The 14,923-nt window shown below is 39.5% G+C and carries 9 protein-coding genes; all 9 read right to left on the bottom strand.

The genetic code is table 11. From position 1 onward, the window contains the following. Positions 1–21: 21 nt before the first annotated feature. Positions 22–1,359, bottom strand: a complete 1,338-nt coding sequence (rppB, locus tag B1A85_RS16035; protein ID WP_041919569.1) for a two-component system sensor histidine kinase RppB — start codon at positions 1,357–1,359, stop codon at positions 22–24. Continuing rightward, the gene (rppA, locus tag B1A85_RS16030) at positions 1,346–2,050 is read right to left on the bottom strand and encodes a two-component system response regulator RppA (protein WP_015328556.1); all 705 of its coding nucleotides are present in this window, start codon (positions 2,048–2,050) and stop codon (positions 1,346–1,348) included. Before rppA ends, rppB begins: the two co-directional genes overlap by 14 nt. 890 nt (positions 2,051–2,940) lie before the next feature. Then, entirely contained in the window at positions 2,941–3,420 is a 480-nt protein-coding gene (locus B1A85_RS16025) for a DUF2808 domain-containing protein (protein ID WP_015328554.1), read from the bottom strand. 852 nt (positions 3,421–4,272) lie between these two features. Continuing rightward, on the bottom strand, positions 4,273–4,746 hold the full coding sequence (locus tag B1A85_RS16020; RefSeq protein WP_015328553.1) for a DUF2808 domain-containing protein: 474 nt from the start codon (positions 4,744–4,746) through the stop codon (positions 4,273–4,275). A 442-nt stretch (positions 4,747–5,188) separates the two neighbouring features. Further along, complete coding sequence (locus tag B1A85_RS16015) at positions 5,189–6,955, bottom strand: iron uptake porin (RefSeq protein WP_015328552.1); 1,767 nt, start codon at positions 6,953–6,955, stop codon at positions 5,189–5,191. Positions 6,956–7,485: 530 nt separating this feature from the next. Beyond that, positions 7,486–9,018, bottom strand: coding sequence for an iron uptake porin (locus B1A85_RS16010; protein ID WP_104547885.1), 1,533 nt, complete (start codon positions 9,016–9,018; stop codon positions 7,486–7,488). 262 nt (positions 9,019–9,280) lie between these two features. Further along, on the bottom strand, positions 9,281–9,781 hold the full coding sequence (locus B1A85_RS16005; protein ID WP_015328550.1) for a hypothetical protein: 501 nt from the start codon (positions 9,779–9,781) through the stop codon (positions 9,281–9,283). Positions 9,782–9,805: 24 nt separating this feature from the next. After that, the gene (locus B1A85_RS16000; RefSeq protein WP_015328549.1) at positions 9,806–12,943 is read right to left on the bottom strand and encodes a CusA/CzcA family heavy metal efflux RND transporter; all 3,138 of its coding nucleotides are present in this window, start codon (positions 12,941–12,943) and stop codon (positions 9,806–9,808) included. 9 nt (positions 12,944–12,952) lie between these two features. Next, complete coding sequence (locus B1A85_RS15995; protein WP_015328548.1) at positions 12,953–14,683, bottom strand: efflux RND transporter periplasmic adaptor subunit; 1,731 nt, start codon at positions 14,681–14,683, stop codon at positions 12,953–12,955. Positions 14,684–14,923 lie beyond the last annotated feature (240 nt).

Raw genomic sequence — 14,923 nt, 5'->3', positions numbered from 1 at the left:
AATGGCTTTTTAGTAAAAATACTACTGTTTAGTCAGCTTAAGGTTTGAAAATTGATTGATTATTGAAGGCAACTGAATTATAAAAGTGCTACCTTTACCTAGTTCACTCTGCACCTGTAAGCTACCTCCGTGTGTTTGGACGATTGCTTGCGCGATCGCCAACCCTAACCCTGAACCACCTGTATGACGAGCGCGATCGCTACTGACGCGATAAAAGCGGTCGAAAATCCGTTTTTGCTCTAAAGGTGCAATGCCAATACCTGTGTCTTGAACTTGAATAATTCCATGGCGATCGCTGTAATTCAAAGCAATATTCACTTGACCATCTGTAAGGGTGTATTGAATAGCATTAACAATAATATTAGAAACCAAGCGATACAACTGTTCCTCATCACCGATAACTTTTATCTGTTGATGCACCCTTGCCTCATAACTGATTGTTACTTTAGCTGCGATCGCTAAGGCCGCAAGTTCTTCGACTAAATCGCTAACAATATCATTCAGATAACAAATTTGGCGTCGTATTGGTATGGGTTGTCGCTCTATACGAGCAAGTAGTAGTAAATCAGCAACCAATGTCGTGAGCCGCCGATTCTGACGCTCAATTGTGCGTAAGATATTCCGTGCTTCTGATTCAGGTAAGTTAGGCATTCCCGATACTGATTCTACCGTTGCAGCAACTGCTGCTAAAGGCGTTCGCAGTTCGTGAGCAACATCTGCGGTAAACTGTTGAATTTGGCTGTATGATTCGTAAATGGGTTGCATTGCAAATCCTGCTAACCACCAACTCGCACTGCCTACTAAAACCATAGCAAGTGGTAAACCCAGCAATAAAACTAGTTTCACATTAGCAAGGTAATTATCGACATCGTTGAGACTTCGTCCCATCTGCATATATCCCCAAGGGCGATTGTCTTGCGTGTGCAGTGGTAAGGAAATTTGATGATAGCGATTTCCTTTAGTATCTTGAACTGTTTGCCAAGTGATCTCTCCTGAGGTAGTAGGTAATCCCTCTGGCTGAAACCCCGCCGTAGTAACGGTCTGTCCCGCCGTGTTTAATAACTTTATAAAGTAATCGCCTTGGTGAATAGCTCCAAGGATATGTTGTTGCGGCTTCCGCTCTGGTAAGAGTTGCTGAGCAGTTGGTTCTACACGTCCAGGCTGCTTTAATACACTTTCAACACTATCATGTAATGTTCCAGCAACTGACTCTAGTTCTCGATCTAAAGTTTGCCAATGGGCATGAACAAGCGCTTGGTATAAACCCAGCGCACATATACTTAAGACTAAACCCATCGCAGCAGAGTAGCAACCTGCTAACTTCCAACGAGTCAGATAAAAAAGCTTATTTTGGTTCATGGGTTGCATTTAGTCGATATCCCATGCCGTGTAGAGTTTCAATCAAACCATCATTTCCAAACTGACCTAATTTACGTCGCAATAAACGCATCTGAGCAGCTACTACATTGCTGGTTGGCTCGGCGCTTACTTCCCACAATTGATGACGAATTTGCTCACTGGTAACAATTTGGTTGGAATGCTTCATGAAATACTCTAGCAGTTGAAACTCCTTTGTTGTTAGAGGAACCACTTGTGCATTAGTTGACTGATTCTGAATACTAACTGTGCGCGTAGTGTAATCTAAGCTAAGGCTACCTACTTGAAGTTTTTGGGGTGAAAGTTGAGGCGATCGCCGCTGCAATGCTCGCAATCGTGCTAGCAATTCTGCCATACCAAATGGTTTGACGAGATAATCATCTGCTCCAGCGTCTAATCCTGCAACCTTATCTTCCATGCGATCTTTAGCTGTAAGCATCAACACTGGTAAACAGCTACCCCGAAGTCGTAACCGCTTGCATAGTTCTAAACCAGATACTCCTGGAAGTAACCAATCAAAAATGGCTAGTGTATATTGTGTCCACTGACCATCTAAATAGTTCCACGCTTCAGTACCATTCAAAACTAAGTCAACTATGTATCTTTCCTGATTTAGAGTACGCTTGATTGCACATCCTAAATCTGGTTCATCCTCAACTAACAGCACTCTCATAACACTCAATCATTTTCAATAAGTATTACAGTATACAAATTTGTATCTGCTTAAGTAATTGTAAGGTTTATCCTTAAAGATAGATTGACACAAGATTATGAAATCAGAATGAAATATTAGTGGAAATGAGGATGTTAAGATAAATTAAGCGAGACAGCCTTAAGTAAATCGTTTTCAGAAAATTTGCGAAGTTCTCAAGGCTGTAGAAAATCATCTTAATAACAGCTAGGGAAGTTTATGCTTCTTCTAGGTGGTACTATTTATTTTTCATCTGCTACACACTCCATAATTTGTTGTTTGCTACAACTCTTTAATATTGTCAAGCCTCAGAAAACATTGCTACAAAACGTCTATATTAACAGTTATTCATGGCACGGATCCCTACTCTAGTAGCACCACCTGTAGGCTCTGCTATAGACGCAGATTGACACATTTTCCGACGATGAGTTTTTGTAAATTGCTGGGAGCCTTTGTTACATCGCTCTATGGCTTGAAGCCGAATTCTAGTAGCACCTCCGCTAGGTTCAGCTATAGGAATATTTTGGCATGTTCTTGCATGAGAACTACTTGTATTTGCAAAAGCAGTAGGCTCAAAAGAAACTATACCTAGAAAAAGTGTAGTTCCGAATACTATCAACAGTTTATTCATGACAAACCTCTCTAATGTATTGGTGTAAGTTGTGAAAACACAACTTAATCTTTGACTATTTGAGTTGTAAGAGATAGTTTTACCAATCAGAAGTAACAACTAAGTAAAATCTGAAGAAAACTACTCCATGTAATTGAAAAATACATAAAAGTTCATTAGAAATGTTTACTTTCTCTTTCTAAATTTTATGTAAATTGAGGTTCTTCACCTCTTACTTCTCTATCTTTTAAGCAGCAATCTACTACTCATAAGTTTGGATTTGAGCTGTACCAAATAGAACATCTTCTTCCATATTTTGATTTTTGCCACTTACCGAATAACGCCAAGTTTTTCTGTATCCAGGAAATGGAGTTTGGACTCCTTTCATCGAAACTGTAAGAATTGTTTCTGGAGATACTGGTCGAGAAAAAGCGACAGTAGCTTTTTTGTCATTGATAGAAACATCAGCATCTAATTTCTTGCCAGATTGATCCGTAACTTCAACTCCTCGCCTAATCTTAACGCCCTCTGGTAAATCTATTGAAATTTGTGATAAATCGCTCCCTTGAACGTGTAGTTTAAAATGATGCATAGCGCTTAAAGCGCGAGCATCATTGGGATGTGCATTGCTATGAAAGAGATGAGAAAAAGATGTTTCACCTGGAACTCCCTCCGCAAAAGCAGCTGGGACTGAATATATACTCAATAAAGTCAAAGTAGTAAGCGAAATTAGTTTTTTCATTGAAATTGCCCTTTGGAATTCAAGAGAGAAAATCATATTCTTCTTATTTACTATCCTGACAGGTAATAATGAAATTAGAATGAAATATATACACTAGATAAACAAAATGTTTATGCTTTATCAAAGCACTTTAAACTTATCGCATCAAAGCATTAATAATGATTGAATACATAATTTAAAGAATCTATACTTGAGAACCACTAGCTAAGCTAAATAAAGAAACTTTAATTCATTCTTATTAAGAAATATGTATCCCTCAAAAATATTATGACTCTTGAGGTCTAATGAAGCAATAAGGGAAATGCTTTTCACTTATCTTATGATAGATTGTCTCTACTGAAAGAAAGTATTGCTCAAGACAGCAAAAAAATCAGTATTCTCAAAGTTTGAAAAATGCGAAGTTCCTATACGATTTTTGCTTCTGCACTTGGATTTAATGCCTATTAGAGCTTTAGAATGATATATTTTGATAGAAAAAAATAGGCTTTTCGCTTGTACTTGAGTAGCACAGTGGAAAAGCCCAATGTTGCATTAAGGGTGTAAGTGATTAAATACTATTATACGAACATGAAAATGAAATTAGTATGAAATACACTACACAACAGTCATTTTTTTTGAATTCGTAACTATTAGTATAATAACCAGCACATATCTACCTAAAAATTAGTAGCAACAAATTGATTATCATAGTCAAATTGATTTCAGGTTTATGTTAAGTTGGTTTTAGAAAAGCTGACAATAAAATAAACTTCTCCTACTAAAAGGCTTTTTATGAGATAAGCATGACGGGTAACATTTACTTTTTTAGACCTGAGCATCACTTCAGGTCTAAAAAGTATAAGTGTAATGCCATCAATACGTTTGAATTCTAGCCATACCAATTCTTATGTCTTCGGTCATTCCTGTCTTCCTTGCATAAACTGGGTAAAGCCATACACGACCAAGCAATGATAATTGCGATCTAACTCCTTTCATAGAGACTGATAGCGTTGTACCTGTACGTATAGGTTGTGAAAAAGCGATCGCAATCTTCCTATCGTTGACAGAAATCGTATTATCAATTTTTTTGCCAGATTCATCAGTAACAACAATGCGATCGCTTACTTTCATTCCCTTTGGTACATCAATAGTAAGTTGTGACAAATCACCACCCTGAACGTGTACTTCAAAATGATGTGTTGCAGATAAACGAGCATTGTTGGGATGTGCTCCACTATGAACAAGATGAGAAGCTTTCGCATCACGTAAAACTCCTCCTGCTAAAGCATCTGGAACTGAAGACGCGATCGCGATTGTAAAAACAGTAGAGAAGATTAATTTATTCATTGCAAAAGTCCTTAAGCAGTTATATTAGTAAACTCCTTATTTAATAGCTTGACATTACCAAGTGAAATTAAAGTGAAATATTAAACATTTAGAACTACAATATATTACTTATTTTGTATTCTGTTTATTTTCAAAGCAATTAATAATACCAATAATTCAACTAAGTAGTATTTAATTGAGGTTTTATCATCAAAATGATTTGTTATAGTCTATATTAATAATCTTCTTCCTTTATTATAGAAGAGAAAATTTTTAAAAAAATAAACCCAAGTGAATTAGGAAATGTTATAGTTTAGTCTAATGCTTTATTTCAAGAAACATTAAGAACTCCTCTAATTTATTTTTCTTATTAATTTAATTCAGAATAATTTTAATAGTTTAGTTAGTGTCCTTGTCTGTTTTGTATTATTGATGGCAAGGACACATTTCAGTCTAATTGTGTTTAGAATTCAAAGGTAGTCCGAATTGTTCCAACATAGATTGTGTCATTATCATTGTTATGTTCTGGATTGAAAATTACAAATGCTCCTGGAGTAATTGAAACATTTTCTGTGAGTTTAAAACGGTAAAAACCTTCAAGATGATAAGAGGTATTTTGATCCTCTATCAGATCGCTATCGACTACCTTCGGTGGTTGACCAAAGATAATAGAAGCAAGATTACCTTCTTTGCCCAAATCTGGAAAAGAAACCGCCGCAGCCCAATTAAAAATCCTGGCTTCATTTCCCTCAATAACACCTAAACCACTAGCTTGTGCTTTAGCCCAGGTATAACCAGCCCAACCTGATAAAATCAAACCTTCACCTACTCCTAACTGTGCTTGTGCGCCAACAGAATCAGCTGAAGTTGCAACTCCTAATGGGTCTTGAGCAATGCCACTACCTGTACTGCCTGTGAGATTGACCTCACCCCCAGGCGCATAAGAACGGACATAAGATAAACCTAGTTTAAAATTATTGGTTGCATTAAAGACTACATTGGTGAAAGCTGCATATGCACCATCAGAAAGACCAGCCTTTTGACTAGGGTTACTAGCAAAATCAGTTGGGACTAAATATCCAGCAGCTAAAGTAAAGGTGTCATTTAGCTTAAAGTCAAACGCAAGCCCTGAACTGTCATCTGGTATTCGCAAAACTGGATTGAGACGACCAAAACGGGAAACAGCCCCATCACCACTACTATAGAAAGGGCTGACTACATCAATAAAATCTCTTGGTTCAAAACTGTTGAGTGCAAGAAAGACTCTAAACTGGTTGTTGAGTGGAAAACGGTAAAAGAAGTCATCAATAATAACATCATTACCTTCGTCACCATCAAATCCCAAGCGGGTCATTGAGGTACCAGTTTCTCCAGTGTTGTTATCAATATTACGAGCTTGTAAACGAGTTCTTAAAAGATCTCTACCAGTAAAGCTAGTATCAAAGTTTAATCGCGCGCGGACAGCAGCAATGGTATTGTACTCTAAGTCACTTCCACCAACAGCTGAATCACCAAAAACATCAGCTAAGCCAAATACAACTTCCCCACCTAACTTGGTAGTAGTAGAGAACTGATTAGCTTCTAGTTCGGCTGTTTGTGCTTCTAATGCATCCACGCGACCGCGCAATGTGGCTAGTTCTGCTGAAAATTCTTCTTGTAATCGCTGTAAAGTTGCTAGGTCTTCCCGATTCACTGCGTCTGCAGTTGCTGTGGCAATGAGTTCGTTTACTCGGTCTAAACAAGCATTTAAACCAGCAGCAAATTCATAGCGCGTCAAAGCCCGATTGCCCCTATAAGTACTATCAGGGTACCCAGCAATACAGCCATAACGTTCTACTAAAGATTGCAGTGCCTGGAATGCCCAATCGGTGGGTTGTACGTCAGATAATTGAGAAACTGATGTAACTTGAGCTAGTGCATCCAAAGCTGAGGGATTTTCGATAGTTTGATAAGTATTAGCTAGCTTTACATCTGGAGGTTGAGGTCTGGAAGAAGACAAGATATCTTCTGAAACACTTTTGATAGAAGAAGTAGTGCTTGCTACAAAAACTTGTGGATTGATAGAGTTTTGTTTTAGTGAAGTGCTATCTTGAGTTGTAACAATAGTAGAAGAGTTAGATACTAACGCCCTCACAGGTACTTCACTAGCTTGAGTACGTTCAAGCAAAAGAAATATAGCACTTAAGAGTGTTGGGCTTAGTTTTAAAACACTCCAGAAAAGTTTCTGCATAATTTTGCTCACACCAAAGAATCTTTTAATATAAATAATGACAGTTAATTATGAAATTAAGATGAAATGATATTCTAAAAAAAATCATAAATATTCAGAGGATTTCATAAAGAGGAGTGAGGAAGACGTTATCGCTTTTGGCTATTTGGCACTTCGTTCACCAATACAATACATCTTTACTCGTTTAGCACTACCTACAAAGAATAAATACGAAATATATTATAAAATCTTAATGAGAATAAGACTTGATTTTTCAATTTATTAACGATTCAGTGACTATACATATTCTCTATTTTTTAATATTTATTGTTGAAAAGCATAACTTACTCGAAAAACTTTACTAATTAAGCTAGCTTTCAAGTAAAGAAGAGTATATTTTATTTTAACAGTACAGTTATACCCTATAGATTCTTAATATAAAAACAACAATCTCGAGTAGAATAGTAAAACAAAGGACAATGTTTTTAAATCTATAGTTAAGTATATATCAGCGTATTACATATGGGATTTAATATATTTATTGATAAAACTTAAAAGGAAAAAGTAGTTCGGAGTGTTCCTATATAAATAGTATTATTAGCTTTGTTATGTTCTGGATTAGTGATAACTAGTATACCTGGAGTGATTCCAATATTTTTAGTGAGTTGAAACCGGTAAAAAGCTTCTAGATGCAAAGATGTATCTTTATCTTCACGTAAATTAATTTCATTACTTGTGACTTTGGGTGGTATACCAAGAACAATTCCTGCTAAGTTACCTTCTTGAAAAAGGTCTGGAAAAGCTAAAGTAATAGCATAGTTCAATATAGTTGCATTGGCTCCTTCGTTAGCTCCTGAAATAGCTTCAGTTTGAACATAACCAACCCATCCACCGACTGCCATCTGAGGACTAATCTGAAAGCTTGCTTCAAAACCATAAGAATTAGCTATATTGTCTGCTCCATCAAAAGGATCGTTAGCGTATATGCTTCCAACTCCTACATTACTGAAACCGTTGAAAGAGCGCACATAAGTTAAACCTAAATTGATAGCTTCAACTGGTCGCAAGGTTAGCTGAGCGATCGCCCCATAAGAGCCGCCAGTTAGCCCGGAGTTAGGATTGCTAGCTTCGGTAGCAAGATAGCCTAGTGATAAACTAGCCGTGTTACTAAAATTATATGTTACGCCAACTCCTGCACCAAAACTACTTTGCCAGTAAATGGGGTTGCGGTTGCTGAAAGCAGAGATTGAACCATCTCCTGCACTTCCTAAAAAAGGATTTATTGTATCTACAAAATCACTTAAAACTCCACCGTATGGCTCAACCAAAACATTTAAGCGTTCTCCAATAGGAAATTGATAGGAAAGATAAAACAACCCAAAATCATTTTCGGTAGATCCACCAGTATCTTGCTCGTAAACCAGTCGTGCCATTTTGCTTCCAGTAACGTCAAGAAAATCTGGAAAATTATTGCCGTAAACTGAAACAATGAGTGCGTCTTGTCCAGTAAAACTAGTTTCAAGATTCAAAATTGCTCGTTGGCTAAACGAGAGGTTACTATCAACATCGCTAACTGAACTAGTTGAGACATTAGAAGGAATAGCTTTGTTATTTCTAGACGCTGTACTAAGAGCAAATATAACTTCTCCATTAAGCTTAGTTGTAGTAGAAAATTGATCTGCTTTCAATTCTGCTGTAGCTACTTCTAGTGCATCTACTCGATTCCCTAAAACAGTAAGTTCATCTGCAAAATCTTCTTGTAACTTTTGTAAAGTGGCTAGATCTTCTTCAGGAAATAGCTCGGCTTTTGCAGTTGCAATCTGTTTATTGACTCGTTTTAAACAAGTATCTAAACTAGCAGCAAACTCATATCTGTTTAATACGCGATCACCACGAAATAGATTATCTGAATACCCTGCAAGACAACTATACCGTTCGACTAATGTTCGCAAAGCTTGGAATGCCCAGTCACTTGGCTGTACGTCAGATAGTTGCGAGACTGAAGTGATGGGAGCTTTTTGAGCTACTAAATTCTCAGAAAAGCTATAAACTTTAGTATGGTAAATAGTGTCGGATTGAGCCATTAAAGTAGAAGCTTGTGCGACTTGTCCACCCAGATCGTTTGTTGCAAACGCAGGTAGAATTGGGGCAAGCGCTCCAATTACGCAAAATATCCCCAAGTTTATATAAGCTTTTTCCACTCTACTTTATGCCTCACTCCTAAAAATTAACTTTCAATTATTGCTATTGAGTAGCAAATTGAAAATTAAGACAAATAATCAACTAATAAGATAAATAATCAACTAAAGCTCTAAACTTTGATCTCTATGTACTGCCAGTCAAGTTTTAGCGATTAAAGGTAAATCTACCGTTCACTTTCTCGCCCTTAATCTCAGAGAGAACGACAACTTGATGTTCTCCAGATGTCTGCCCAGGGAGCAAAGCAGCGTAGTGTTTTCCTTCAGCATCATAACTAAGAGGAAGCTCCTTCTGACTTCCGTCAGGAAGTTGAACTTGAGCAGTTACATTTGCATCGGATATTGCTTGATGATCGTCACCTGTTTGCAGATAGAAATCGATGTGGGTACCATTATTTTCGGGTACAGCTTCAAATTCTAAGTGATAAGGACCTGACTCGACAACTTGGCGACCTGTATTGCTACTATTACTGCCTGTATTTACTGTTGCTTCTGGAGAGGTTGTAGAAGGGTTTTGGGCAGTTGTTGCAGTAGGAGATGATGCCGTACTAGTTGGAGAATTTGCTGTTTGCGTACCGTTGCTGCAAGCTCCCAGAAAGATAAATCCTAAACTACCTATAATAAGTAAACTTGACTTGAATAACTTCATTTACTTTTCTCCTTTTTAATAAGATTAAATTTGTTGGTGATGTGTTACACTTTGTGCGTTAAAGCCTTCAGTTTGAATTGTTTGCTTTATTTGCTTCGGAACCAAAAGTCTACTAAATTGAGAATACAAAGCCGGTAAAACTAGTAAAGTTAATGCAGTAGAAGTAAACAATCCGCCCAAGACAACAACAGCCAAAGGTTGTAAAATTTCTTTACCAGCCCCGCTACCTATAACAAGTGGAACCATACCTAAAGCTGAGGTAAAAGCAGTCATCAAAATTGCGGCTAAGCGCTCGGTTGACCCTTCAAGTAACACTTTTTTTATTTGCATTCCTTGTGCCAACTTAGCGTTGTAATTTTCTACTAGTAATAGCCCATTACGTGTCGCTACTCCAAAAAGAGTAATGAACCCTACCATTGATGCTACAGAGAGGATTCCACCACCCAGAGCAACGGAGAAAATGCCCCCAACTAAAGCTAGAGGTAAATTAACCATAATCATTAACATAGCTGGTATTGATTTGACAGCAAAGTACATAAGAACAGCTATGATAATAAGAGCAACCGTGCCAAAGACAAGTAAGTTTTGGCTGGCTCGCTGTTCGGATTCAAATTGACCACCGTACTGGATAAAGTAGCTCGACGGTAGTTGTACTTGTTGTTTGATGTTTGCTTGAATATCTTCAATAACCGAACCTAAATCTCGCCCAGCTACGTTGGCAGAAACAACGATTAAGCGCGAAACATTTTCTCGATTGATTGTATTTGGACCAGTGCCATAGTTAACTTGAGCTAATTGAGCGAGAGGAATTTTTTGCCCTTCGGGAGTATCTACAAGTAAGTTACGAATCGTATCTAGGTTGTTACGCGAATCGGCTTGCAGCCACACCAACAGATCGAACAGTTGTTGTTCTTGCAATACTTGAGAAACAACTTTACCATTCAAGGCGGTTTCAATCATTTCTGAAAGATTGCCAACAGTAAGACCATAGCGCGCAGCAGTAGCACGGTCAAATTGAATTTGTACTTGTTTAACAGGAACTTGCGGCTCTAACTGCAAATCGACAACACCTGCAATGTTGCTCATCGCTGTTTGCACTTCAGCGCCAATGCTACGTAATTCATCGAGTTCCGGACCAAAGATTTTGACTGCGATCGCACTTCTTACCCCAGATAATACCTCATCCATGCGGTGCGAAATAAAACCTCCAATACTCGGTGCAACTCCAGGTAATTTCGCAAATTCTGCTCTTACCTTCTCAACCGTCGTTTCCCGATCTTTCATTCCTTCGTCGCTGATTTCAATATCAACGTGTCCTAAGTTGACACCACCTGCATCAGCATCTCCTGGGGCGCGTCCAGCGCGTAACTGCACTGATTCAAATCGCGGGTCATCTTTAAGCGCATCTTGAATTGCTAAACCTGCTTGATTGGTAGCTTCTAAAGAAGTGCCAGGATAAAGCAACATGGCATTAACAAGCGATCGCTCCTGAAATTCTGGTAAAAATACCCGTCCCAAGGACGTTAAAATAATTAAAGAAGCAATAAACACCGCAACTGCGCTAACCAAAATAACACTAGGAAAATTTATCGAAAACTTCAAAAGTGGACGATACAATCTTTGGGAAAAGCGCGAAACCCAGGTGTCATCCTCCGGTAATTGCTGCTTAGTTAACAAAATGGCACACAAGGCTGGTGAAAGTGTCATTGCTACTAATGTAGAAGCAAAAATCGACACTAAATACGCCACACCCATCGGCGCAAAAATCCGACCTTCGACTCCTGTAAGAGTAAAAATTGGCGCAAATATCACGGCAATGATTACCGTAGAAAACAGTACGCTGACACGTACTTCTACTGAAGTGTCATAAACAACCTGAAACGGATGAACAGGAGTTCCTGCTAGTTGATTTTTCCGTAACCCTCGGTAAGCATTTTCCATATCTACAATTGAGTCATCTACCACTGAGCCAATTGCTACGACTAATCCTCCCAACGTCATTGTGTTGATGGCTTGACCAAACAAGTTGAGGATGATCATCCCGATCAGCACCGAGAGTGGAATAGCGCTAAGCGTGATCATGGCAGTGCGCCAATTCATCAAAAATAGCAGCAGGATAATGGAAACAATGATGATTCCATCTCGCAAAGAACTTTGAACGTTTTCAATCGCATCATCAATAAAATTTTGTTGCCGGAAAGTAACCGTAAACTTGACATCTGATGGTAAGCTGGTTTGAAGTTCTGCCATTGCGGCTTCAATTGCCTGCGTGACAGTTGGGGTATCAGCTTGGGGTTGTTTATTAATCATCACAACAACTGCCCGCTGACCGTTCAAACTACCATCACCGCGCTGCAAGGCGGCACCAATTTGCACGTCAGCCACATCACCTAACAAGACTGGCGTACCGTTGCGAGCAGTAACTACCGATCGCTGCAAGTCTTCGATTGTAGAAATTCGACCAATACCCCTAATTAATAATTCCTGGTCGGGACTGACGAGAAATCCTCCTGCGGCATTTGTATTCGCTGCTGCTGCCGCATCTGTAACGTCAGCTAAAGTGACATTAAAAGCTTTTAATTTAGCAGGGTCAACCAAAACTTGATACTGACGAACATCTCCGCCATACGCGATCACTTGAGAAATACCTGGAACTGCTAATAATCGATTTGTAATATCGCGATCAACTAATCGCCTTACTTCCATCAATGGTGTAGTTTCAGCAGTAAAAGCATACTGAAGGACTGTGCCAATGGGCGAGCTAATCGGAGAAATTTGGGGTGGTTCAATACCTTGCGGTAACTTACTCTGAGCTTGTTGCAATCGCTCAGTCACAAGCTGACGTGCTTGATAAATATCGGTTCCCCAGCTAAAAATGACTTTGACTACAGAGATGCCTACTGCGGAGGAAGAACGAACCGTTTCAACTCCAGGAGTACCATTGATTGCACTTTCGACGGGTAATGTAATTAAGGATTCAACTTCCTCAGGAGCTAGCCCTGGTGCTTCAGTCTGAATTTCAACCTGGGGTGGTGCAAAGTTAGGAAAAACATCCAACGGCATTTGTGTTAGGTTATAAATTCCCAACACCGTCACGATAATTGCTCCCAGCACAACCAGCCAACGTTGAACAATTGACCACTTGAGAATGGCATTGAGCATATTGATATTTCAGGAGTCAGAATATTTTTTAGTGCCGGATTCGAGTTGACTTACTTTAGGTGTCGGTTGGTGATTGTTATTTTCTACCCATATAGGAGCTTCGTAGATTTCAGGCTCATGGTGACTACTCTCCCCCGAAGCAACTTCTGATGAAGTAACGAAGCCATCATTTGGTACTCCTACATATGCTCCACTCAAATGGCGTTGGTTACGGCGATTAGACCACAGAGTACCTGCCACAAATGCTCCAGCCCCAATTGCAGTTCCTCCGATGGCTCCCACCACCCACCAAGGTAACGGAATACTGTTGCTAGTTGGCGTTGCGGGTATAGGTGCTTGCTGTTGTTCCCCTTCCTGAGTTGTACTACCACCACGTAAAGATTGCGCGTAAAGTTGCGGCGATCGCACAGTAACAATCAAATCTCCCTCGAATAGACCACTCTTGACCTCAACCAAATCTCCAAAGGTTTCACCTAGAGTAACTTCTGCCGCTATATAAGCATTGCCATTTTGCACGTAAACCAATTGTTTGCCATTTGCGTCTACCACTGCTGAACTCGGAATGGCGATTGTCTCTGCTGACGTTTGGTCAGTTAATACCTCTAATTCTGCAAACATCCCAGGTTTGAGTTGTCCATTCAGGTTATCTACTTCCGCCTGTACTGGCACTACCCGCGTTTCTCCTTCTACTACCGAGCCAATTCGCGTAATTCGTCCGCTGAAGGTGCGATTTGGGAGTGAAGCTACCTTAATGTTTACACGTTGACCTGTCTTAACTTGAGCTAAATCTTTTTCGTAGATATTTGCTGTGGCAAACACGCGATTATCATTAACTATCGTCATCAGCTTACCACCAGCATCTTGGAATGATTGACCGAGGCTAGCTTCTCGGTCAGTAACTGTACCAGATATGGGTGCAGTGACAGTTACTAATCCTCTAGCATCAGCACGAGTTCCCAGTTGTTGCAGCCGAGTTTGGTAATTAGCATTACTGAGGTTAATTCGAGATTGAGCTACCTCAACAGCTGATTGTGCGCGTTTGAGTTGTGCTTCTGCTTCTAGTACATCTCGGCGACTCGCAGCTTTAGTGAGTTCGGCTTGAGCTTGTGCCAGTTGAGTTTGTGATTCTAAGGCATTGCGACGCGGTAGTGCGCCTGCTGCTGCTAGTTCGCGATCGCGGTTATACTTTTCTTGTGCAAATGCCACTTGGCTGCGTGCTTGTGCGGTTTCATCTGTTGCGATCTGCAAATATCGTTGATAGTTCTGACGAGCTAGGCTTAAATCGGCTTGTGCCTGTTGTAGATCTGCCAGTCCTTCTGCTTGCTTTTCCTGCGACTCAACTCTTAATTGAACTAATTCAGGACTGGAAATAACCGCCACCGCTTGTCCTTTTCTTACACTGTCTCCAGGGTTAGCGAGTAATTTGACTACCGTGCTATTTAAAGGAGCCGTTACCTCAACTTGTTGATTCGGTAATGTTTCAATTTGACCTGTAGTTTTAATTCCTACAGCTATTGGCTGACGAGTCACTGGCTCAACTTTTATTCCTAGTCGTTTAGCAGTTGTGGCATCAACTTGAATTGCGTCAGCAGCCTGATTTGCTCCGCCTTGAAACTCATTTCCATGTCCGCCATGAGCTAAAACTTTGTTAGGAGTAGCTAAGATCAACAAACTGAACATTGCTCCAGCAACACAGCGGCTTGCTGTACATTGTTTGGCATGATGGGAGACGTACTGCATTGATGACAAATATCCTTAAGTACAACAGGAAATGCTAAGGCTGGAGTTTAACAATGTGCTTGATGCACTCGCATCTGTTTAAAGTTGCTGGCATGGCAAAATCAAGGTTAGCTTTTCTGACCAAACAGATCGTTGCCTTAAATTCTACTTTCTCATCTAAAAATGAAAATAGAATGAAATTTTTGACTATGGCGAGTGTAAAACAATTCTCGCCATAATTTCTACAACTTTTAAGTTAGG

The organism is Chroococcidiopsis sp. TS-821, assembly GCF_002939305.1.
In the GTDB taxonomy this organism is placed as follows: Bacteria; Cyanobacteriota; Cyanobacteriia; order Cyanobacteriales; family Chroococcidiopsidaceae; genus Chroogloeocystis.
The sequence above is the reverse complement of the archived record's forward strand: the minus strand, read 5'-3'. Positions and strand labels throughout refer to the sequence as shown.